Origin of the sequence: Streptococcus sp. HMSC065C01, assembly GCF_001813525.1 — a bacterium.
In the GTDB taxonomy this organism is placed as follows: Bacteria; Bacillota; Bacilli; order Lactobacillales; family Streptococcaceae; genus Streptococcus; species Streptococcus parasanguinis_V.
The window spans coordinates 202,528-223,636 of sequence record NZ_KV812857.1 but is presented as its reverse complement, the minus strand read 5'-3'; the positions used below and the strand labels follow the sequence as shown (position 1 = coordinate 223,636).

Here is a 21,109-nt window from a genome sequence, read left to right as displayed (position 1 = left end):
TAGAAAAGAAGGATGGAGAGAAAGTGAAAACCACCAATAGAGAGAGCATCGAAACGATTTTTACTGAAGCCTTGGCGATCCCAAGCTTTACCAACACTGAGACCGAGCAAGGAATCGAAGCCTACCTGGATCAACGGATTGGACAAATCCCCTATTTCAAGGAACATCCGGACCATTTTGGGCGCTATCAGGTGCCACAGGATCACTTGCATCGGTCGGTCAATTGGGCCTTGGTTGATAAGGGCAAGAAAAAAACAGTTATCCTTTTCCACCACCATGATACAGTCGATCTAGAAGACTATGGAAATTTGGCAGAAATCGCGCTCGATTCTGATCAAGTAGCAGAAGCCTTGAAAACACTGGATAGGCGACCAGATATGCAGGAAGATTTAGCTTCTGGGGAGTGGAAATTTGGCAGAGGGTCTTGCGATATGAAAGCAGCCCTAGCCCTTCAATTGGGGGTTCTGGAAGCCTATGCAGCAGACCCCACAGGAGGTCAGGTCAATCTGCTTTATCTCTCTGTTGGAGACGAGGAATCCTATTCACGTGGGATGCGTGGAGCCTTAGGCCTCCTTACAGATTTGCAGGAAAAGTTTGATCTGAATTATGTATTAGCAGTGGATTCAGAGCCCTTTGAATCGGAAGTAGGAAAAGAAAAGGTCCTTCACATTGGCGCAGTCGGCAAACTCATGCCAGTCGTTGTGGCGCAAGGCGTCTTGTCCCATATGAAGGAGCCACTCAAAGGGATCAATGCCTTGTCGCTCTTAGTAGCTATTGCAAGCCAGCTGGATCTTCATCCCGATCTGGCAGATCAGGCCTTGGGAGAAACGTCTCCCCTTCCTTCTTGGTCCTATCTCAGAGATTTGAAGGAGCAGTACGATGTATCGACCGTGCTGTATGCGGCTGGTTATTTCAGTGTGTTGCATTTGAAGAAAACACCGCAAGAGCTCTTGCAACGAATCTATGAGCTTAGTCAAGAGGCCTTGGACGCCTTTTACAAGAAGTATGAGCACTTGCAGGATCAGGCTGGCCAAGAACATATTATTGCAAGGCCAAGAGTCATCACCTATCAACAACTAGAGGAACGTTGCCAAGACTTAGAGGGTTACCAAGACTTTAGAGAAGCTTCTAATAAAAAAGCGGAGCACGATTTTCGTAATGGGACCAGCTACCAGAGCCTTGCGATTCAGCAAATCCAGCGACTCCTAGAGTTTCTCGGAGATAAGGATCCCATGGTGGTTATTGGTTTTGCGCCCCCCTATTATCCTTCCATGAACTGCCGCTTTTTGGACAATACCGATCTCAATATCGTGTCCCTCATCACTGATTACCGCGAGTATCTGGACACAAGAGGTTACCTCTTAAAAGTCGAAGAATACTTTATGGGGATTAACGACACCAGTTATTGTGCCTTGGAAAAGGATGTGGCCTCTTATCAAGTCGTCTTGGATAGCCTAGCCACACCAGCCCAGGTCTATGATCTGGATCTGGAAAAAATTGCCCAAATTCAGGTTCCAGCGGTCAATCTAGGCCCTTGGGGCAAAGAATTGCATAAGCGAGGAGAGCGGGTCTACAAAGAAGACTTCTTAGAGACCATTCCAAACTATCTGCTAGAATTGCTCTACCATTTCGATGATCGCTTATCAACAGAATAAGAAAAAACGGTCCCAATGAGGATCCATTAGGGAGTTAACATGATTACATTTCACGGAGTTACCAAAGATTACGATGGGCACATTGCCCTCAACCACTTGGATCTGACCATCGAAGATGGACAAATTGTCGGCTTGATTGGCCACAACGGAGCTGGAAAGTCAACGACGATTAAGAGCCTGGTCAGTGTCATCACCCCAACTACTGGATCAATTGAAGTGGATGGTCAGGACCTCTATAGCCATCGGCTGGCGATCAAAAAGAAGATCGGTTATGTAGCGGATTCACCAGATCTTTTCTTGCGCCTCACAGCCAATGAATTCTGGGAGTTGGTTGCGACCTCCTATGATATGAGTCAGAAAGACTGTGATCAACGCTTGGAAGAGCTTCTTACGATCTTTGATTTTCAGAGCCACCGCTATGAAGTGATTGAATCCTTTTCACATGGGATGCGCCAGAAGGTCTTTGTCATTGCAGCCCTCTTGTCGGATCCAGATATCTGGGTCTTGGACGAACCCATGACCGGTTTGGATCCACAGGCTTCTTACGATTTAAAACAAATGATGCGCCAACATGCGGATCGCGGCAAGACGGTTATTTTCTCTACCCACGTATTAGAAGTGGCCGAACAACTCTGTGATAAGATCGCCATTCTCAAAAAAGGTAATCTCATCTTCTATGGGACGATCGAGGAATTGAAGGGCCAACATCCCGAACAAAGTCTGGAAAGTATCTATCTCAGCCTAGCGGGGCGGAAGGAAGAAGGTGGCGATCATGCGTCTTAAGATCATCCAACAGCTGGTCAATGTCAATATCATCTATGCTAGTCAGCCGGCCCAGATCGCAAAATTACGCGCCAAACAGGCTAAAAAACCGGACGTCAAACTCAATGTTGCCCGCAGATCGGTGCTCAACTACCTCTTTTTAGGATTGGTCTATTTCCTCATATTTGGCTTGCTCTTTAGTATCTATGATTTTGTCCATCAGCCAGCCTTCTTTGTCAATATGGTGGCCCTCTTTTCCTTGATGACCATTTCCCAAGGCTTTATGAGTTTTTACAATGTCTTTTATGAAAGCAAGGACCTCCAGTTTTACCGGCCCTATGCTTTCTCAGATGCGGAAGTCATTGCTGGAAAAAGTATCTCGGTCATCCTGACCCTTCTCATGGCTATCCTTCCATTGATCAGCTATTTTTTGATCCTGCCTGTCCAAGCAGGCGGCTTCAATCCGTTAGGGATCCTGCTAGGCCTCTTTTGTGCCGTGATTCTCTTAGGCGTTCTCTTTTTAGCGACGATTTTACTAGCTCATTTGATCACTAAGACCCTTTTTTTCAAAAAACACACGACCCTGGTCTCCAACATCATGGTCGGAATTGGTTCTCTTCTGAGCCTAGGAGCTTATCTCTATCTGAATCTAGTCCAAACCCATCGGGTAGAGGTGTCGGGTGGAGCGGATATTCCCATTCTATTTCCACCTTTTACAGCCTTTCATCAGTTTATCCTCCATCCTTTTGATGGTGGAGCGATCCTTGGCCTTCTGGGCTGGATAGCGGTGCTTTTGGTCTTGATCGGCCTGGTTCGCAAAATCGTGATCCCACAATTCTATGATGCAGCCCTTGCGGTTGCGACCAACCAAACCGTCAAAGAGCGCGTGAAAGCCATCCATGTGGGCCAGAAAGACTCCTTTAGACAGTTTGTCATTCAGTATCATCGCAGACTCTTGAGCGATGGAACCCTTATGGTGCAAGTCCTATTGATGATGAGTATTCTGCCATATATTTTCCTCCTCAGTGGAGCAGCAGGAGCATCAAAAAATATAGGAGGCCTCAGTCCTTACTTGACACCCCAGTATCTGGTACCACTGACCCTTGTTGCCATCTTGATCGGTGTTTTCAATAGTTTTGGAGGCTTGACCAGTATCGGTATTTCGCTGGAGCGTGAAAACTTTGAGTACTTGAGATCGCTCCCTATTGATTTCAAGCGCTATCTCTTTATGAAGTTTTGGTTGCTCTATTTGGTGCAATCCATCCTTCCGGACCTTCTTTTGCTTGGCGTTTGTCTCTATTTTGGCGTGCATCCCTTGGCCATCCTTGCCATGTTGCTGATCTGGATTGTGACCACCATTCCGTTCTGCATTATAGACTATGTCAAAGATTTTCAAAATTTTAGCACCAATTGGACCAATATCACGGAGTTAATGACTCGTCATCGTGGGAATGCAGCCCTTCAGTCCATTCTCTTGATTGTCTTTCTCTTTGTGATGTTTCTCTTGATTATTGTCAGCTTCATTTGGACTTACCATTCCGTCAGCACTCTGCTGGCTGTGATCCTTTATAGTGTCCTGCTGCTAGTCGGAGTAGCAATCAGTTCTACCATCTACCGCAAAAAAATCCGCACTCTCTACCAAGAGATCGGAGAATAAAAAGAGAGAGTGGGACAGAAATTGGTCATTCGTTAGAATTCGATTTCGTCGTCACACCTCCGCACAGTTGAGTAGGGCTGTAAAAGCTGATGAAACCAGCGTAGTAGAGCCCACTCAACCACTGCGTCTTGATCGACAATCCAAAAACAATAAAGAGGCTAGGACTTTTGTCCCAGCCTCCTTTTTAGTGGTAACTTAAATCTCATATCCCATAAGGAGTCCGCCTTCTTCAGCATAGAAACTACAAAGTCCAGAAGTAGGGAGGACTTCGATCATTGCATGGGCGAATTTCTCACGAACCAATTCAGAGAATTGCTCGATAAATTTTTCATTGTTGCGGTGGGCGATGGTAATATGTCCGCCCTTATAACCCGCCTTGATTAGTTCATCAAAAGCAGCCTTGATAGCTTTCTTTTGTCCCCGTGCTTTTTGAAGCAACTCAAGGGTACCCGTCTTACTAGCTTCTCCGACCATCCGGATATTGAGGAGTCCGACAACAGTCCCGATCAATTTGCTGAGACGCCCATTTTTGACCAGATTATCGACCTTAGCCAAAACAAAGAGCAACTTGGTTTTAGACTGATAAGTAGTGATCACATCAACCACTTGATCAAAATCGAGACCTTCAGCGACCAACTGGTTGAGCTTGCGAACGATTAGGTCCACCTCGCCCCCAGCTGACAAGCTATTAATGACGTGAATATTGGTATTCGGATGCTCTTCCAGATAAATTTTCTTGGCCACCTCGGCACTATTGTAACTACCAGAAAGGGTCCCTGTGATGGTAACAACGAAGATATTATCCGCCCCTTCAAAAGACTTCATGTAATCATCCGGACTTGGGCAGGCAGACTTAGATGCAGTCGCAGTCGCATACATCTCCTCCATCATCTGATCGATATTGAGTTGGACATCATCTGTGTAGATAGTTTCTCCCACTTGGATGGTCAGTGGGACACTGACAAACTCCGTATCTGGTGCCAGGTTGTCCAAAGAGCGGTAGTCACAGCCTGAATCCGCAATAATTTTCCATTTCATCAGTTCATACCTCATAATTGTATAAAAATGTACATTGACAAGTAGTTTGTCTTCTTTTACAATTATATCATGAAGTACCATGCTATCCAAGCAGATAACATCAGGTGAGACAGATAGAAAGTAAATGTTATGGCAGAAAGAAAAATATCCGAGAAATCCTTGGAAAATCTCAAACGATTTAACCAAGAAAACAATGCGATTACACGAGAATCCATCGAAATCTCTCTCCTGCAACTATTGGAGAAAAAAGATCTGAAAAAGATCACCATCTCTGAGCTGGTTCAGCGTGCTGGGGTCTCTCGCGCGGCCTTTTACCGCAATTATGGATCAAAAGAAGAGATTCTTGAGTCTATCTTTCAATCTAGTATCGCAAAAATTACCAAGTCTTTAGATGGCTACAACCTCAAGACAGATCTCTACCAAGTCTGGGTCTATCTTTTTAAGGAAGTTAAGAAAGAAGCTAAGATTATCAGCCTGGCCATTGATTACAATTTTGAACGGCTCTTGACCAAGGCAGTCTATGACTTTTTAGAAAAACGAAATGGCAGCTCATCAAATGGCGCTGGCAGCTACCTCAATTCCTTCTGGAGCTCAGCCATTGTCTCTGTCATCTCCAAATGGATCAAGGATGGCATGAAGATTCCCGCTGAGAAAATCGCGACCCTAGGCCTTCCTCTCTTCCCACAAAAGAAGAAGTAAGAACCACCGATAGGTGGTTTTAAAGTAAACTGCCCCTCTCCATAACTAGCCCAAATGAATAGATAGAACTATACATAGATTATTCAAAGGACAAGAACGATGATGGAAGAACGAATTCTTGCTGCTAAGCAGTATGTGAAAACCTTATTTGCTGATCGAGCGGATGGCCATGATGTAGAGCATACCCTCCGCGTCTATACTAATGCTATGAGAATCGCACAAGCAGAAGGGCCATGTGATCTGGAGATAGTGGGCTTGTCAGCTCTTCTTCACGATGCTGATGATGATAAATTGTTTCAAACAGAGAATCATGCGAATGCTCGTAAGTTTCTAGAAGAGATCGGTACTCCTAAAAACCAAATCGAGCAGATTTGTCGGGTAATCAATGCTGTTTCTTTCAGCAAAAATCGCGGTAAACATCCAGAAACCTTAGAAGGCAAGATTGTCCAGGATGCAGACCGGCTCGATGCGATAGGAGCTGTAGGAATTGCGCGAACTTTTTCCTATGGTGGCCACAAAGGGAGACCCCTTACTGATACCGTCCAACATTTCCACGACAAGTTGCTCCTCTTAAAAGATGAAATGAACACGGAGACTGCCAAACAAATGGCAGAAAGTCGCCATCAATTTTTAATCACCTTTCTAAAAGAACTAGAGAAGGAATTGGACTGAGTGAAATATTGAAATTAACTTTTATAAAAGACTTATTTGAAAGAAAGATATGCTAAATCAACTAATAAAGAAACCTATTTTAAGTTGTTCAATTATATTTGTTATCTGCTCAGTAGCAAGGCTATTCGAATACTTCTATATGAGGACAGATGAAACCTTTTTATCGTAGAATTTTCTACACAAGCTTTTTGGAATACTTTTATTGTGGGGAATTCTTTCAATTAGCAAATTAAGATGGATAGATATTGGTTTTACACCTAATGGAATAATAAGAGGTATAGGAAATGGCCTACTCTTTGGTTTAGTGTGCTCCATCTTTGCATATACAGTTGAGTGTATTGTTCTCTTGTTTCTTCATGACAATGTTCACTTATCATTTTATGCGAGTGGTTTCTCTTTAACTGATGAAAAAGGATCACAAGCAGGCATCTTGTTTATCTTGTTAAGTGTCTTATTTAACCTGATAAACGTGTGGATGGAAGAAGGAGTTTTTCGTGGCCTTTTCACCAAAATTCTTGAAGGGATTTCTTACCGTAAGAGTCTATTCTTTATAGCCTTCCTATTTGGAATATGGCACTTGGCAATGCCTTTCAGAGATTATCTTCAAGGAGAATCGTCACTCTTAAATCTTATTACCATGGGGATTGGCTATGTTATCCTAGCGGGAATGATGAGCATTAAATGGTCCTTACTATACAAAATGACAGGTTCCTTGTGGCTAGGACTAGGAGATCATCTTTTCAACAATCTTGCTTCAAATCTGGTTCATGTTGTCTCAAATTCTGAATCAGATAGCTTGCAGATAGTGAGAATTATTCTTTGGCAGTTGTTGTCATTTGCAATTGTTTTGAGCATTTATAAAAGAAAGTCAAAGACTATAGCAAATCAATGTTGAAGCTCTTTTAAAAATTTTTGAATCCTATTACAGTTTATGAATCAACGATAAAAAATTTTTTATAAGTAACTCTAACAAAAGAGGCTGGGACAAAAGTCCTAGCCTCTCAATTATTTTTGGATTGTCGAGCAAGACGCAGTGGTTGAGTGGGCTCTACTACGCTGATTTCATCAGCTTTTACAGCCCTACTCAACTGTGCGGAGGTGGGACGACGAAATCGAATTCTAACGAATTACCGATTTCTGTCCCACTCTCTTTCTTTATTCTTGGATCATGGCTAGGAGATCCTCTCCTGTAGTGGTTGGAAGGATCCGGACTCGTTTGAGGGAATAGAGTCCATCAGCGGAGCTGGCTAGTCCATTTTTAGTGGTGAGGCCTAGTTTGTAGTCAGCTTTCTTGGCTTGGTCGATCGTGACCTGGCTGTAGCGACCGGATGGGTAGACGATAACGCTGGTATTTTGATCCAGCACCTTATCTAGCAGGCGTTTAGAAGCAACTAGCTCATTCTTTTGGGTCTCAAGACTGGAATTGGCTAGGTCTGGATGATTGACCGTATGGCTTTCAAAGGTCAAGCCAGCACTTTTCATCTCTTTGATTTGGTCAAAGGTCAGGACATTTTCTTTTTCCTTTTGGGTAAAGTCCGTGATGATATTATTGGTGGCGGTCATCTTGTACTTCTTAAGAAGCGGATAGACGATAGTATAGAAATCTTCGACGCCATCATCAAAGGTCAGCCAGACAAATTTCTTTCCTTTGGGTACTTCGTTCTTGACGAGGATGCGATAGGCTTCCCCAGGTGTCAGGGTGTAGTAACCCGCTTTTTTTAGGGCCTTTAGTTGGCTTTCAAAGGTTTCTGGATCAACGATCAAATTAGCATTGGCAGCTTCAGACTCGGCCATATTGTGCACGGAGTGGTACATGAGGATGGGCAGTTTGACCGGCTTTTTCACCCGAGTCCACTCGATAGAGGAGCTACCTTCTTCGAGAGAACGCGTCATGGCAGTGCCACTGGTATTCCCCTCATTCGGCTGAGTGATCCGCTTGATCAGAAGAAAGCTACAAATAAAGATACAGACCAGTAGGAGGGCATTGATTCCAAGTAGGGCTTTGATTTTTTTAGGTACTCTTCGTTTACTCATAGTGTCACCGTTTTCATTATTTTCTTTATTGTACCACAAATTCTAGGTTCTTTTCCAGAACTTGCTACAGGCAGATCCTGTCATGAAAATTCAGAATTTTTAAGGCAATTGGCTGTCAAACGCTCAAGTTTTTGTTATAATGGAGCTACTATAGAAAATTCAAGGAGTCAATAGGATGTCTGTTAAGATTGCCTTACTAGGATTTGGTACTGTTGCAAGTGGCGTACCATTTTTATTAAAAGAAAACCATGAAAAAATCACCCAGGCAGCTCAAGATGAAATCGAGATCGCCAAGGTCTTGGTTCGAGATGATGCTGAGAAGGAAAAATTACAAGCTGCTGGTCATGACTACAACTTTGTGACCAATGTCGATGAGATCATTGAAGACAAGGACATTGCCATCGTGGTTGAATTGATGGGTCGTATTGAGCCAGCTAAGACCTTTATCACCCGTGCTCTTGAAGCAGGGAAGCACGTGGTTTCTGCTAACAAAGACCTTCTTGCCGTTCATGGAAGCGAGTTGCTAGAGATTGCTAAAAAACACCAAGTGGCTCTTTATTATGAAGCTGCCGTAGCTGGTGGGATCCCAATCCTTCGGACCTTGGTGAATTCCCTTGCTTCCGACAAGGTGACCAAAGTGCTCGGGGTGGTCAATGGAACATCTAACTTCATGATGACCAAAATGGTCGAAGAAGGCTGGACTTATGAGGATGCTTTAGCAGAAGCGCAACGTCTTGGTTACGCTGAAAGTGATCCAACCAACGACGTTGAAGGAATCGATGCTGCATACAAGATGGTGATCTTGAGCCAGTTCGCTTTTGGGATGAATATCCAATTTGACCAAGTAGGTCACAAAGGAATTAGCCAGATCACTCCTCAAGATGTATCGGTTGCTCAAAGCCTTGGATATGTCATTAAGCTGGTCGGATCTATCGTTGAAACAGAGTCAGGGATCGCAGCAGAAGTGACACCAACCTTCCTTCCAAAACAACATCCACTCGCAGGAGTGAATGATGTCATGAATGCGGTCTATGTGGAATCCATCGGTATTGGTGAGTCTATGTACTACGGACCAGGTGCTGGTCAAAAACCAACTGCGACAAGTGTCGTAGCCGACCTCGTTCGCATTGTCCGTCGACTAAAAGAAGGAACAATCGGTAAAGCCTTCAATGAATACAGTCGCCCTCTTCAATTGGCTAAGCCAGAAGACGTGAAGAACAATTATTACTTCTCAATCAAAGCACCAGATGCGACTGGTCAAATCTTGCGTCTTGCGGAAATCTTTAATGCAGAAGGAGCTTCCTTCAAGCAAATCCTTCAAGAAGACTCAGATGGTCACTATGCAAGTGTTGTCATCATTACTCACCAAGTTAACCAAACTCAATTCAAGAACTTGGTTGAAAAATTGGATTCAGAGGCGAATTTCGAACTCTTGAATACCTTTAAAGTCTTGGGAGAATAAGCATGAAAATTATTGTTCCAGCAACCAGTGCCAATGTAGGGCCAGGATTTGATTCGGTTGGGATTGCCGTGACTCGCTATTTGACCATTGAAGTCCTTGAACCAGCTGATGCTTGGTTCATTGAGCATGATCTTGGAGCAGGGATTCCGACAGATGAGAAAAACCTTTTGCTCTCAACAGCTCTTTCTATCTCAACTGATATGCAACCCCATCGGATCAAGATGACTAGTGAAGTGCCTTTGGCGCGTGGTCTTGGATCTTCTAGCTCGGTCATTGTAGCAGGGATTGAATTGGCCAACCAATTAGCCAACCTCCAGCTATCAGATGCTGAGAAATTACGCATCGCGACCGAGATCGAAGGGCATCCGGATAATGTAGCTCCAGCTATCTTTGGGAATATGGTCATTGCGAGCTATATCGGTGAGGATGTCCAATATGTCACGGCTGACTTCCCAAGCTGTGACCTTGTGGCCTTTGTACCGAGCTACCAATTGAAGACCAGCGATAGCCGCAATGTCCTACCGAAAGAATGGTCTTATAAGGAAGCTGTTGCAGCTAGTAGTGTAGCCAATGTGGCCATCGCGGCTCTTCTCAAGGGAGATTTGGAGACGGCTGGTCGCTCCATTGAGTTAGATCATTTCCACGAGCGCTATCGTCAATCCTTGGTCAAAGAATTCCCTCAGGTAAAAGAAGTTGCGCATCAACACGATGCTTATGCCACCTATCTTTCAGGAGCAGGCCCAACGATCATGAACCTTTTGGCACCAGAGCATGTCGCATCCTTTGTAGCAGCTCTCGCAGCACTTGGGCTAGATGGTCAGATTTTCCAACTTAAAATCGACACATTTGGCGTTCGTGTCGAGAAATAAGACTGAATGTAACACAATTGAAAAAAGGATGTATACTTTTGTATATGTCCTTTTTGCTTCTCCTATGGTAGAATGGAAACTGTATGGGGAAAAGCTCAAGCTTTCCCGAAAATCTAGGGGGAAACATGAAACCAGAATATTTATATAGTATTGCTACCGATCTTGGACTGCAATTTGATGGCGAAGCCCGTGTGATGTATGGAGAGCGTGAAGGCTTCTTGTTGGTCATTGAAGGCGCTCAAACCAAGAATGTATTTACCATTTCACTCAGTGTGAAACAAGGTTCCGAAGGAGACTTGATCGAAGATAGTGAAATTCTTTGGAATGAATTAAAAGAACAATCAAAAGCCATTAATGCTATCTCTTCTGATGGTTACTTGACCTCGATCGTCGTCAAAGGTGGAATGACCAAAGGGAAGGCTGTCGAAACCTTATGGACAGCTATCCAAGATATTGTTGATTTCTTGCTCAACCACCAATTTGTGCAAGTGAATGCGCAAACGGGTGAGGAAGGACCAATCGGTCTGTATCAAATTGGAGATGCGATCTTTTTAATCGACGATGAAACCTTTAGAGCTTACCAAGCCGAAGTGCAAGATACAGTTGAAGCTTATGAAGCTCGGGAAGAAAACTTCCTTTTAGGGATTGTAGGGGCTGTGATCGGTGTGATCATCGGTGGAGCCGTTGCCCTCTTGGTAGCGCGTCTTGGCTATGTGTCTGTTTTAGCAGGGGCAGCCCTTGGTTTTTGTACCATCAAAGGTTATGAGATCCTTGGTAAGAAATTGACTAAAAAAGGTGTGGTAGTTTCAGCTATTTTGATGGTCTTGACCGTCTTTTTGGTCAACCAATTAGATTATACTTTGGCGCTTATGAGTGAACTGGATTTGCCATTTGATATGTCCTGGACGCTTCTCAATGAAGCGACATTTTCAGGGGACGTCCCAGATAAATTTTACTTGAATCTAGGCTTGCTAGCTGTCTTTACTCTTGGTGGTGCTTGGATTTCGGTCAAATCAGCTCTGGATGGACAAAAGAATCGTACCATCGCACGTAAAATTGCATAATAAATGGTAAAAGGAAGGCCTGAATATTATAGGTCTTCTTTTGTTTTTTAGGGTCGAAAAATAGTCAAAAATTTGGTATAATAGTTTGTATTTTTATAGAGAGAGAACAGACAGAAAGATGAATGAAAAAATGAATCAAATTCTTGAAGGGATTGATATCCGTTTTCAAGAACCTTTAAAACATTATACCTTCACAAAGGTCGGTGGGAATGCTGAATTTTTAGCCTTCCCTCGCAACCAATACGAATTAAAACGCATCGTCCAATTTGCCAACCAAGAGCAAATCCCATGGATGGTCCTGGGCAATGCGTCCAATATCATTGTCCGTGATGGGGGCATTCCGGGATTTGTCATTATGTTTGATCGCTTGCGTGACATCAGTGTGGACGGCTATGTGATCGAAGCAGAGGCAGGAGCTAAACTCATCGACACCACTCATGTGGCCTTGCACCATAGTTTGAAAGGCTTCGAGTTTGCTAGTGGCATTCCAGGCAGTGTCGGTGGTGCTGTCTTTATGAATGCGGGAGCCTATGGGGGAGAAATCGCTCATGTCCTAGTATCCTGTAAGGTCTTGACCAAAGACGGAGAGATCGAAACTCTGTCAGCGAGTGAACTAGCTTTTGGCTACCGTCATTCTAAGATTCAAGAGACAGGTGCTGTCGTCATCTCTGCCAAATTTGCTTTGTCACCAGGCAATCACGAGGTGATCAAGCAGGAGATGGATCGGTTGACCCATCTTCGTCAGTTGAAACAACCCCTTGAATACCCTTCTTGTGGATCTGTCTTTAAGCGTCCTGTCGGTCATTTTGCAGGTCAATTGATCAGTGAAGCAGGTCTGAAAGGCTATCGAATCGGTGGTGTGGAAGTTTCTGAAAAGCATGCCGGCTTTATGGTCAATGTCGACAATGGAACAGCTAAGGACTACGAAGACCTGATCGCCCATGTCATTGAGGCAGTAGAAGCTCACTCAGGCGTCCGTTTAGAAGCAGAAGTTCGCATTATCGGCCAAGACTAAGAACTTTAGTAGTGAAGAACAATTGATAGTGAACCATCGATAGCATCAGTCGGAGAGGGGGTGAGTGCCTATCGATACCGTAAATAGGTGGGGCAGTCTAGTAAGTCCCCGAGAGGTATTGGTGGTCTGACAGGTCTTCCTGTCAGCCGCTGCATTTTCGTATGAAAAGCAGTTTGGTAATCGCAGTAAAGAAGGAATTTATGTGAATTGAAAAAACCAATTATTGAGTTTAAAAATGTTTCAAAGGTCTTTGAAGATAGCGGAACCGTTGTCCTAAAGGATATCAATTTTGAATTGGAAGAAGGGAAGTTCTATACCCTGCTTGGTGCATCTGGATCAGGAAAATCGACCATCCTTAATATCATTGCAGGTCTTTTGGATGCGACGACTGGAGATGTCTATCTTGATGGGGAACGGATCAATGATGTCCCTACCAACAAACGGGACGTCCACACCGTCTTTCAGTCCTATGCCCTGTTTCCACATATGACGGTCTTTGAAAATGTGGCTTTTCCCCTTCGTTTGAAAAAGGTGGACAAGGCTGAGATTGAACGTCGGGTTTCAGAAGTCTTGAAAATGGTCCAGTTAGCTGGATTTGAAAAACGTTCGATCCAAAAATTATCTGGTGGTCAACGCCAACGGGTAGCTATTGCACGGGCTATTATCAATGAACCACGAGTGGTCCTTTTAGATGAGCCCTTGTCTGCACTTGACTTGAAACTTCGGACAGACATGCAGTATGAGTTGCGGGAATTGCAACAACGTTTGGGGATTACCTTTGTTTTTGTTACCCACGACCAAGAAGAAGCCCTTGCCATGAGTGACTGGATCTTTGTCATGAATGAAGGAGAGATCGTCCAATCTGGTACACCAGTAGATATCTATGATGAACCGATCAACCACTTTGTAGCTACCTTTATCGGGGAGTCCAACATTCTAGATGGGCGTATGATCGAGGACTACTTGGTGGAGTTTAATGGCAAACGCTTTGAAGCGGTCGATGGGGGAATGCGTCCAAATGAACCAGTTGAAGTCGTCATTCGTCCTGAAGACTTGCAAATCACTCTTCCTGAAGAAGGCAAGCTCCAAGTGAAGGTGGACACCCAGCTCTTCCGTGGTGTGCATTACGAGATCATCGCTTATGATGATTTGGGAAATGAGTGGATGATTCACTCCACTCGGAAGGCTATCGTGGGAGAAGTCATTGGGCTAGACTTTGAACCAGAAGATATCCACGTTATGCGTCTCAACGAAACCGAAGAAGAATTCGATGCGCGGATCGAAGAGTACGTTGAAGTGGAAGAGCAAGAAGCTGGTTTGATTAATGCCATTGAGGAGGAAAGAGATGAAGAAAACAACCTCTAATCTATTTATCCTCCCCTATTTCTTGTGGATTTTTCTCTTTGTCTTGGCACCTGTAGTCATGATCATCTTTCAATCGTTTTTTAACGTTGAAGGGCAGTTTTCACTTGAAAACTACAAAGAGTTCTTCACTTCGCAAAATTTGACCTATTTAAAGATGAGCTTTAATTCGGTCCTTTATGCCGGAATCGTCACCCTGGTGACGCTCTTGATCTCCTACCCGACTGCTTACTTTTTGACGCTGCTTAAACACCGGCAGTTGTGGTTGATGTTGATCGTCTTGCCAACCTGGGTCAATCTCTTGCTCAAGGCCTATGCCTTTATCGGAATCTTTGGGCAAAACGGCTCCATTAATAGCTTTTTAAGCTTTCTCGGAGTCGCTCCCCAGCAGATCCTCTTTACCGATTTCTCCTTTATCTTTGTAGCCAGCTACATCGAGTTGCCTTTTATGATTTTGCCGATCTTTAATGTCTTAGATGACTTAGATCCAAACTTGATTAATGCCAGCTATGATTTGGGAGCCAATCGTTGGGATACCTTCCGTCATGTGGTCTTCCCCTTGTCCATGAATGGAGTCCGCTCAGGTGTGCAGTCTGTCTTTATTCCTAGTCTGAGTCTCTTCATGTTGACACGGATGATCGGTGGAAACCGAGTCATTACCTTAGGGACTGCGATTGAACAGCACTTCCTGACAACACAAAACTGGGGAATGGGTTCTACCATCGGAGTTGTTCTGATCCTTGCTATGCTCCTTACCATGTGGGCAACTAGAGAAAGGAGAGAACGATGAAAAAAGTATCCCATTTCTATCTAGGCTTCGTCTTTCTGATCCTCTATCTTCCCATCTTCTATTTGATCTTTTATGCCTTCAATAAAGGGGGAGATATGAATGCCTTCACGGGCTTCACGCTTGAGCATTTCAATGAATTGTTCGCAGATAGTCGCCTGATGCTGATCTTATCAGAGACCTTCCTCTTGGCCTTCTTGTCAGCCTTGATTGCGACAGTGATTGGAACCTTTGGAGCCATTTATATTTACCAATCCAAGAAAAAGTTAGAAGGACCTTTGCTCTCCATTAACAACATTCTCATGGTAGCGCCAGACGTTATGATCGGGGCCAGCTTCTTGATTCTCTTTACGACGGTCAAGTACCAGCTAGGTTTCCTATCTGTTCTGGCTAGCCACGTAGCCTTCTCGATTCCCATTGTGGTCTTGATGGTCTTGCCACGTCTCAAGGAAATGAACCGGGATATGGTCAATGCTGCCTATGACTTGGGAGCTACCCAAGTGCAAATGCTCAAAGAGATCATGTTGCCGTATCTGACACCAGCCATTATTGCGGGCTACTTTATGGCTTTTACCTATTCGCTTGATGACTTTGCCGTGACTTTCTTTGTAACCGGAAATGGCTTTACAACCTTATCTGTAGAGATCTACTCCCGTGCGCGACAAGGGATTTCCCTCAGTATCAATGCCTTGTCCGCCCTTGTCTTTCTCTTTAGTGTGCTCTTGGTCATCGGTTATTACTTTATTACCCGTGAAAAGGAGGAAACAGCATGAAAAAACTTTATTCATTCCTAACTGGGATTGTCCTTGTCATTCTGGTCCTCTGGGGAATTAGCCACCAGATCGAAGCGAGCATGAATACCAAGAATAGTGACAAGCTGGTCATTTACAACTGGGGAGATTATATCGATCCAGACTTGCTCAAGGAATTTACCAAAGAAACAGGAATTCAGGTGCAATATGATACCTTTGATTCCAACGAAGCCATGTACACTAAGATCAAGCAAGGGGGAACTACCTACGATATTGCGATTCCTAGTGAATACATGATTGCCAAGATGATGGATGAACATCTGGTTGAAAAGTTGGACCAATCCAAGATTAAAGGGATGGAAAATATCGATCCAAAACTCTTGAACCAATCGTTTGATCCAGGCAACCAATATTCAGTCCCTTATTTCTGGGGTACCTTGGGGATCGTCTACAATACCAAGATGGTTAAAAATGCTCCTGAACATTGGTCAGATCTCTGGCGTGAAGAGTACAGAAATGACATCATGATGTACGATGGTGCGCGTGAGGTCATGGGAATTGGTCTCAATACCTTGGGCTATAGCCTCAATGAAAAGGATCCAAAGAAATTACAAGAGGCAGTAGATAAACTCTACACCTTGACGCCAAACATCAAAGCTTTGGTTGCTGATGAGATGAAAGGCTATATGATCCAAAACAATGCGGCTATTGGGGTTACCTTCTCAGGAGAAGCCAGCCAAATGCTCGAAGCCAATAAGGATCTTCGCTATGTCGTCCCAACTGAAGCCAGCAACCTTTGGTTTGATAACATTGTCATTCCAAAAACCGTGAAAAATAAAGAAGCAGCATATGCCTTTATTAACTTCATGCTTCGTCCTAAAAATGCTTTGAAAAATGCTCTTTATGTCGGCTACTCAACGCCAAATAAAAAAGCCAAAGCCATGTTGCCAAAAGAAATCCAAGATGACCAAGCCTTCTATCCAAGCGATGAAACGCTGGACCATTTGGAAGTCTATCAACAATTAGGCAAGAAATTACTTGGAGTCTATAACGATCTTTACCTCCAGGTCAAGATGTATCGTAAATAACACAAAAGGAACCTCCGGGTTCCTTTTTGTTTGAAGATGAATTCTTCTTAGAAACTTTCCTTAAGTGAGTACGGATGTCAGCGAACTTCGAAGAAGTTCCATGACTTAGTTTTGGACCTAAGGTTCCAAAACTCCCGAGTGCTAGAAACAATAGTGTTTCTAGCACTTTTCTCACAGCGGAAAGTTTCATTTTATTTTTAGATACTCTACAAAAATGCAACATTTGAATATTTAGCATCACCTAGGTTGATATTTGTAAAAAAGGATTACCTATAATCTAGCAGAACCTCGCAAGTTCTTTTATGATTGTTGCATAAAGTCTCTAACTAGTGAGTTAGATTGAGATTCAAATGAAAGATGCTATAATAGTAAGGAAAGTGACTGGCCTATTCAGTCATGAAAGGAACGATTGGAGAGAATTGAATGAAGAGACAAATGGAACTATTTTTGATCATTTTGTTACCGATACTAGGACTGGTTTTTCTTGGAGGAAAGATCATGCATCTAACCAAAAGACCTGAACAGAAGATAACGGCCTCATCTTCAAAGAAAGTCGTACAGAAATCAGAAGAAGAAATAAAAAAAGAACAAATCGCTTTTCTCAAGGAACACGAGCAAGAAATCATCGATTTTGTAAAAGCCCAAAATCCGAAAGTCGAATCCGTTCAGATTGATTGGGATCAAACTCAGTGGGGAGTAGCAGGAAATGGGACGCCACAAGGTGGTGACGAGATGATTCTCATTTTTGGCGGATTTAATCAAAATCCTGAATCTGGTTGGCGAGTTGATTTGGTTGTGGAAGATGGAAAGATTAATTTAAAGACGATGTCACTTGGGCAAAACTTAAGCATAGGTCAAGAAATTTTCGAGTGATTAAGTTGATAGATTGATTCGAAGTGTAGTTATTTTTGGCAGACTATCATAGTTTGGAGAAGAAGAGATGAAGAGACGACTGGAACTATTTTTGATTATTCTGTTACCGATCCTAGGAATTGTTTTTCTAGGAGGAAAAATCATGACACTGACCAAAAGACCGGAGCAGAAGATAACAACCGCTTCTTCAAAGAAAGTCATTCAAAAATCAGAAGAAGAGATAAAAAAAGAACAAGTAGCCTATTTGAAAAAACATGAAAAAGAAATCGGCGATTTTGTGAAAGCTCAAAATCCAAAAGTCGAATCCGTTCAGATTGATTGGGATGAAACTCAGATGAGTGATGGTGGGCTTACAACTCCCGAATATTATATGAATGTTTTTGGTCGCATTAATCATATTGAGAACTCAGGATGGGGAGTGGATATTCCAATTAATGATGATCAATCAATTAACATGCGAGAAATGTTTATGCTCCATGAACCTACGATTGGCGGAAAGCCGATTTCCTAAACAAGTACAATACGTATTGAAAATGAACTGTGTTAGAGAAAGTTACCCCATGGAAAAACGAACGATATTTATATTAATCTCTACATTAGCTCTCCTTGCAAGTATAGGAGGATGTACCATAAAATCAAAAGAGCAAACAAAACAAGCACCCATTGCAGCCCCTTCGACAACCAAGGAAGATAAAGAAGCGACGAAGCAAAAACAAATTGCCTATTTGAAAGAACATGAAAAAGAAATTATTGATTTTGTAAAGTCAAAAAATTCTAAAATAGAATCTGTTCAGGTTAATTGGAGTGATATTCGATGGGGCGAAGCAGGCAACGGAACCCCTCAAGGAGGTGGCGAAATCATCGAGTTGTATGGTGGCTTTAATCATATTGAAAATTCTGGTTGGAATGTCACAATTGAGATTCATAATGAAATGCCTGATCTAAAAACAATGATGTTAAGCAATGCTTTTGGTGTTGGAGGAGAAGTATTTGAGTAATTGGGACAAGGAAAAGCTATGAAATTACAAACAAGACAAATCATGGTAACAGTTGTTGCCATTGCTGGAATTTTAAGCCTTGGAGGGTGTGTTGGAAATCCAAAAGAACAGACGAAACCAATGGATCACATCGCTTCTTCATCAACCAAAGAAGACATTAAACAAAAACAGCTCGCCTATCTGAAAGAACACGAGCAAGAAATGACGGCCTATGTGAAAGCACATAATGCCAATATTCATCAGGTGTCTTATGACTGGGACAGTATTAAAACAGTTGTAGGAGGTAATGGAACACCTCAGGGAGGTGACGAAATACTATTAGTTTATGGTTATGCCAATGGAAGTGATCTAACAAATTTTAGCCTGAATTTTACGTTAGACGAAAATAAAATGCCTAAAATAGATTCAATTGGTTCTGATAGTTTATATCGGGTAGAAAAGAAATGATCCGTCCGTTAGACAATGAGAGATGCAATAGAGGAATCATTTTTAAACGAAATAAAATTATGAGAAAACAAATAAACAATCTGATGATCGCACTTGCTTTCATTTCAACACTTGGATGTCTAGTAGGATGTGTGAAGCAAGAACGTGAAAAGAGCAGACAAGCGCAGACTGTCACCTCTTCAACCACAAAGAAAGACAGAGGAGTCATTAAACAAAAACAGCTCTCTTTTCTCAAGGAACATGAGCAAGAAATCGTCGATTTTGTGAAATCAAAGAGTTCAAAGGTTGAATCTGTTCAGATTTATTGGGATGAAACGCAATGGATTGATGGTGGAAATGGGACCCCACAAGGTGGAGATGAGGTCATAGAAATTTTTGGTACCGTCAATCAACTTGAAGATTCAGGATGGAGGGTGGATGTCGTATTTGGTTCTGATCAAAAGATGACTTTCAGTATGGGCTATCATATTAGTATTAAGGGTAATTATATTGAGTAAGAACTGGAAGATTCAAAGCCTGTAAGGAGGATTTATGAAGAGACAAGAAAAAATGATTTTCAATTTACTTGCTTTATGTGTCACATTGCTCATCATCACAGGTTGCACTGTAAAATCTAAAGAAGAGATGAAGCAAGAAAAAACGAATGTTTCTTCCTCCACCAAAGAAGATACAGCAACTGTTACTCAAAGGCAAGTCGACTTTTTAAAAAAACACGAGTCCGAAATTACTAACTACATAAAGTTGAATGATCCAGAAGTTGTTCGAGTCAAGTATGACTGGGATAGTGTGAAAGTAGGAGATAGTGGTGCTTTTACGGAATCTGGGTTTGACATTCGTTTAAAGGTCTATGGGGCAAATGATAAGGAATTCAATGGTTATTCATTTTTTATTGTCCCAAAACCAAATGTTGAGAATCCAAGTTCAATTGATTCAATCTCTGGTTCGAATTTTCCTTAATAAAATCAACAGATCATTCTACCTATTAAGAGGAAAGAATTCCAAAAATACTTGAGCTATGAGTTCATAATAGATCCAGAAATGATAGGTGGACATTTTAAAGAAAAATCTGTACAAAATGGTAGGAGGACTTATGAAAAGTCGAAAAATCATGATGATAGGTGTATCAATTGCGGTGGTGCTATGTATAGCTGGATGTACCATGAAACAGAAGGAAGATACCAAGCAAGATAAAACGAATGTTTCTTCATCAATCAAAGAAGACAAAAAAGCCATTAAACAAAAGCAGCTCGCTTACCTCAAAGAACATGAAAAAGAAATCGTCGATTTTGTGAAAGCCCAAAATCCAAAAGTCGAATCTGTCCAAATATATTGGGATGAAACTCAGTGGGGAGTAGCAGGGAATGGAACACCTCAAGGCGGTGACGAAATGATTCTCATTTTTGGTGGATTTAATCAAAATCCTGAATCGAGTTGGCGAGTTGATGTAGTCGTGGAAGATGGAAAAATTAATTTAAAAATGATGTATTTGGGCCAATCCTTAAGGATAGGCGGAAGAATTTTCGAATAAATAAGTTGATAGATCAATTAAAAGTGTGTAGATTGGAGAGAATTGAATGAAGAGACAAATGGAACTATTTTTGATTATTTTGTTACCGATCCTAGGACTGGTTTTTCTTGGAGGAAAAATCATGACCCTGACCAAAAGACCCGAACAGAAGATAACGACCCCATCTTCAAAGAAAGTCGTACAAAAACCAGAAGGAGACATAAAAAAAGAACAACTGGACTACCTAAAAGAACACGAACAGAAGGTTATTGATTTAGTCAAAGCACAAAATTCAAAAGTTGAATCCGTTCAGATTGATTGGGATCAGACACAATGGAGTGATGGTGGGCTTACAACTCCCGAATATT

The 21,109-nt window shown here is 42.5% G+C and carries 23 protein-coding genes and 1 pseudogene; 22 read left to right on the top strand and 2 right to left on the bottom strand.

Annotation, left to right across the window (positions count from 1 at the left end; all coding sequences use genetic code 11):
- The first annotated feature begins 23 nt into the window (after nt 1–23).
- From HMPREF2918_RS06730 to HMPREF2918_RS06720, 3 genes are read left to right on the top strand one after another with little or no spacing between them, the layout of a single operon-like run.
- Nucleotides 24–1,655 (top strand): M20/M25/M40 family metallo-hydrolase, encoded by a 1,632-nt coding sequence (locus tag HMPREF2918_RS06730; RefSeq protein ID WP_070594960.1) that lies wholly within the window; start codon nt 24–26, stop codon nt 1,653–1,655.
- Nucleotides 1,656–1,694: 39 nt separating this feature from the next.
- Nucleotides 1,695–2,438 (top strand): ABC transporter ATP-binding protein, encoded by a 744-nt coding sequence (locus HMPREF2918_RS06725; protein ID WP_014713507.1) that lies wholly within the window; start codon nt 1,695–1,697, stop codon nt 2,436–2,438.
- The gene (locus HMPREF2918_RS06720) at nt 2,428–4,074 is read left to right on the top strand and encodes a hypothetical protein (RefSeq protein ID WP_070594959.1); all 1,647 of its coding nucleotides are present in this window, start codon (nt 2,428–2,430) and stop codon (nt 4,072–4,074) included. The genes HMPREF2918_RS06725 and HMPREF2918_RS06720 overlap by 11 nt, the downstream gene beginning before the upstream one ends.
- 195 nt (nt 4,075–4,269) lie before the next feature.
- Here HMPREF2918_RS06720 and HMPREF2918_RS06715 read toward each other — a convergent pair whose 3' ends face one another.
- A complete protein-coding gene (locus tag HMPREF2918_RS06715; RefSeq protein ID WP_070594958.1) occupies nt 4,270–5,112 on the bottom strand; it encodes a DegV family protein in 843 nt (280 codons plus the stop codon).
- A gap of 129 nt (nt 5,113–5,241) precedes the next feature.
- Here HMPREF2918_RS06715 and HMPREF2918_RS06710 point away from each other — a divergent pair, with 129 nt between their 5' ends.
- From HMPREF2918_RS06710 to HMPREF2918_RS06700, 3 genes are all read left to right on the top strand, one after another.
- Nucleotides 5,242–5,811 (top strand): TetR/AcrR family transcriptional regulator, encoded by a 570-nt coding sequence (locus HMPREF2918_RS06710; RefSeq protein ID WP_037599347.1) that lies wholly within the window; start codon nt 5,242–5,244, stop codon nt 5,809–5,811.
- A 99-nt stretch (nt 5,812–5,910) separates the two neighbouring features.
- On the top strand, nt 5,911–6,483 hold the full coding sequence (locus tag HMPREF2918_RS06705) for an HD domain-containing protein (protein ID WP_023918398.1): 573 nt from the start codon (nt 5,911–5,913) through the stop codon (nt 6,481–6,483).
- Between the two features lie 202 nt (nt 6,484–6,685).
- On the top strand, nt 6,686–7,378 hold the full coding sequence (locus HMPREF2918_RS06700; protein WP_256263205.1) for a CPBP family intramembrane glutamic endopeptidase: 693 nt from the start codon (nt 6,686–6,688) through the stop codon (nt 7,376–7,378).
- A 260-nt stretch (nt 7,379–7,638) separates the two neighbouring features.
- Here HMPREF2918_RS06700 and HMPREF2918_RS06695 read toward each other — a convergent pair whose 3' ends face one another.
- Entirely contained in the window at nt 7,639–8,517 is an 879-nt protein-coding gene (locus HMPREF2918_RS06695; protein WP_049492061.1) for a polysaccharide deacetylase family protein, read from the bottom strand.
- A 175-nt stretch (nt 8,518–8,692) separates the two neighbouring features.
- Here HMPREF2918_RS06695 and HMPREF2918_RS06690 point away from each other — a divergent pair, with 175 nt between their 5' ends.
- From HMPREF2918_RS06690 to HMPREF2918_RS06615, 16 genes and pseudogenes are all read left to right on the top strand, one after another.
- A complete protein-coding gene (locus tag HMPREF2918_RS06690) occupies nt 8,693–9,979 on the top strand; it encodes a homoserine dehydrogenase (RefSeq protein WP_023918393.1) in 1,287 nt (428 codons plus the stop codon).
- Nucleotides 9,980–9,981: 2 nt separating this feature from the next.
- Nucleotides 9,982–10,848 (top strand): homoserine kinase, encoded by an 867-nt coding sequence (gene thrB / locus HMPREF2918_RS06685; protein WP_070594957.1) that lies wholly within the window; start codon nt 9,982–9,984, stop codon nt 10,846–10,848.
- An 83-nt stretch (nt 10,849–10,931) separates the two neighbouring features.
- Complete coding sequence (locus HMPREF2918_RS06680) at nt 10,932–11,912, top strand: hypothetical protein (protein ID WP_070594956.1); 981 nt, start codon at nt 10,932–10,934, stop codon at nt 11,910–11,912.
- Between the two features lie 118 nt (nt 11,913–12,030).
- A complete protein-coding gene (gene murB, locus HMPREF2918_RS06675) occupies nt 12,031–12,927 on the top strand; it encodes a UDP-N-acetylmuramate dehydrogenase (RefSeq protein ID WP_070594955.1) in 897 nt (298 codons plus the stop codon).
- A 207-nt stretch (nt 12,928–13,134) separates the two neighbouring features.
- Nucleotides 13,135–14,292: an ABC transporter ATP-binding protein gene (locus HMPREF2918_RS06670; protein ID WP_003002881.1), complete on the top strand. Its 1,158-nt coding sequence runs from the start codon at nt 13,135–13,137 to the stop codon at nt 14,290–14,292.
- On the top strand, nt 14,273–15,079 hold the full coding sequence (locus tag HMPREF2918_RS06665; RefSeq protein WP_049475040.1) for an ABC transporter permease: 807 nt from the start codon (nt 14,273–14,275) through the stop codon (nt 15,077–15,079). The genes HMPREF2918_RS06670 and HMPREF2918_RS06665 overlap by 20 nt, the downstream gene beginning before the upstream one ends.
- Complete coding sequence (locus tag HMPREF2918_RS06660) at nt 15,076–15,849, top strand: ABC transporter permease (RefSeq protein ID WP_003016507.1); 774 nt, start codon at nt 15,076–15,078, stop codon at nt 15,847–15,849. The genes HMPREF2918_RS06665 and HMPREF2918_RS06660 overlap by 4 nt, the downstream gene beginning before the upstream one ends.
- Nucleotides 15,846–16,916: an ABC transporter substrate-binding protein gene (locus HMPREF2918_RS06655; protein ID WP_070594954.1), complete on the top strand. Its 1,071-nt coding sequence runs from the start codon at nt 15,846–15,848 to the stop codon at nt 16,914–16,916. The genes HMPREF2918_RS06660 and HMPREF2918_RS06655 overlap by 4 nt, the downstream gene beginning before the upstream one ends.
- Before the next feature lie 423 nt (nt 16,917–17,339).
- The gene (locus tag HMPREF2918_RS06650; RefSeq protein ID WP_070594953.1) at nt 17,340–17,789 is read left to right on the top strand and encodes a hypothetical protein; all 450 of its coding nucleotides are present in this window, start codon (nt 17,340–17,342) and stop codon (nt 17,787–17,789) included.
- A 67-nt stretch (nt 17,790–17,856) separates the two neighbouring features.
- The gene (locus HMPREF2918_RS06645; RefSeq protein WP_070594952.1) at nt 17,857–18,300 is read left to right on the top strand and encodes a hypothetical protein; all 444 of its coding nucleotides are present in this window, start codon (nt 17,857–17,859) and stop codon (nt 18,298–18,300) included.
- 49 nt (nt 18,301–18,349) lie between these two features.
- A complete protein-coding gene (locus HMPREF2918_RS06640; protein WP_176745993.1) occupies nt 18,350–18,787 on the top strand; it encodes a TroA family protein in 438 nt (145 codons plus the stop codon).
- An 18-nt stretch (nt 18,788–18,805) separates the two neighbouring features.
- Complete coding sequence (locus tag HMPREF2918_RS06635) at nt 18,806–19,234, top strand: hypothetical protein (protein ID WP_070595085.1); 429 nt, start codon at nt 18,806–18,808, stop codon at nt 19,232–19,234.
- Nucleotides 19,231–19,731: a lipoprotein BUG3 gene (locus tag HMPREF2918_RS06630; protein WP_256263203.1), complete on the top strand. Its 501-nt coding sequence runs from the start codon at nt 19,231–19,233 to the stop codon at nt 19,729–19,731. Before HMPREF2918_RS06635 ends, HMPREF2918_RS06630 begins: the two co-directional genes overlap by 4 nt.
- A 34-nt stretch (nt 19,732–19,765) precedes the next feature.
- A complete protein-coding gene (locus HMPREF2918_RS06625; RefSeq protein WP_070594951.1) occupies nt 19,766–20,191 on the top strand; it encodes a hypothetical protein in 426 nt (141 codons plus the stop codon).
- 133 nt (nt 20,192–20,324) lie between these two features.
- Nucleotides 20,325–20,762, top strand: a complete 438-nt coding sequence (locus HMPREF2918_RS06620; RefSeq protein WP_256263202.1) for a lipoprotein BUG3 — start codon at nt 20,325–20,327, stop codon at nt 20,760–20,762.
- A gap of 46 nt (nt 20,763–20,808) precedes the next feature.
- A pseudogene (locus HMPREF2918_RS06615) lies at nt 20,809–21,109 on the top strand (hypothetical protein); the annotation flags it as partial.

Excerpts from the sequence above, each read along its gene's own strand:
- HMPREF2918_RS06725 (WP_014713507.1), top strand. The coding sequence starts at position 1,695 with ATGATTACATTTCACGGAGTTACCAAAGATTACGATGGGCACATTGCC.
- HMPREF2918_RS06720 (WP_070594959.1), top strand. The coding sequence starts at position 2,428 with ATGCGTCTTAAGATCATCCAACAGCTGGTCAATGTCAATATCATCTAT.
- HMPREF2918_RS06715 (WP_070594958.1), bottom strand. The coding sequence starts at position 5,112 with ATGAAATGGAAAATTATTGCGGATTCAGGCTGTGACTACCGCTCTTTG.
- HMPREF2918_RS06710 (WP_037599347.1), top strand. The coding sequence starts at position 5,242 with ATGGCAGAAAGAAAAATATCCGAGAAATCCTTGGAAAATCTCAAACGA.
- HMPREF2918_RS06705 (WP_023918398.1), top strand. The coding sequence starts at position 5,911 with ATGATGGAAGAACGAATTCTTGCTGCTAAGCAGTATGTGAAAACCTTA.
- HMPREF2918_RS06695 (WP_049492061.1), bottom strand. The coding sequence starts at position 8,517 with ATGAGTAAACGAAGAGTACCTAAAAAAATCAAAGCCCTACTTGGAATC.
- HMPREF2918_RS06690 (WP_023918393.1), top strand. The coding sequence starts at position 8,693 with ATGTCTGTTAAGATTGCCTTACTAGGATTTGGTACTGTTGCAAGTGGC.
- thrB (WP_070594957.1), top strand. The coding sequence starts at position 9,982 with ATGAAAATTATTGTTCCAGCAACCAGTGCCAATGTAGGGCCAGGATTT.
- HMPREF2918_RS06680 (WP_070594956.1), top strand. The coding sequence starts at position 10,932 with ATGGGGAAAAGCTCAAGCTTTCCCGAAAATCTAGGGGGAAACATGAAA.
- murB (WP_070594955.1), top strand. The coding sequence starts at position 12,031 with ATGAATGAAAAAATGAATCAAATTCTTGAAGGGATTGATATCCGTTTT.
- HMPREF2918_RS06665 (WP_049475040.1), top strand. The coding sequence starts at position 14,273 with ATGAAGAAAACAACCTCTAATCTATTTATCCTCCCCTATTTCTTGTGG.
- HMPREF2918_RS06660 (WP_003016507.1), top strand. The coding sequence starts at position 15,076 with ATGAAAAAAGTATCCCATTTCTATCTAGGCTTCGTCTTTCTGATCCTC.
- HMPREF2918_RS06655 (WP_070594954.1), top strand. The coding sequence starts at position 15,846 with ATGAAAAAACTTTATTCATTCCTAACTGGGATTGTCCTTGTCATTCTG.
- HMPREF2918_RS06650 (WP_070594953.1), top strand. The coding sequence starts at position 17,340 with ATGAAGAGACAAATGGAACTATTTTTGATCATTTTGTTACCGATACTA.
- HMPREF2918_RS06645 (WP_070594952.1), top strand. The coding sequence starts at position 17,857 with ATGAAGAGACGACTGGAACTATTTTTGATTATTCTGTTACCGATCCTA.
- HMPREF2918_RS06640 (WP_176745993.1), top strand. The coding sequence starts at position 18,350 with ATGGAAAAACGAACGATATTTATATTAATCTCTACATTAGCTCTCCTT.
- HMPREF2918_RS06635 (WP_070595085.1), top strand. The coding sequence starts at position 18,806 with ATGAAATTACAAACAAGACAAATCATGGTAACAGTTGTTGCCATTGCT.
- HMPREF2918_RS06630 (WP_256263203.1), top strand. The coding sequence starts at position 19,231 with ATGATCCGTCCGTTAGACAATGAGAGATGCAATAGAGGAATCATTTTT.
- HMPREF2918_RS06625 (WP_070594951.1), top strand. The coding sequence starts at position 19,766 with ATGAAGAGACAAGAAAAAATGATTTTCAATTTACTTGCTTTATGTGTC.
- HMPREF2918_RS06620 (WP_256263202.1), top strand. The coding sequence starts at position 20,325 with ATGAAAAGTCGAAAAATCATGATGATAGGTGTATCAATTGCGGTGGTG.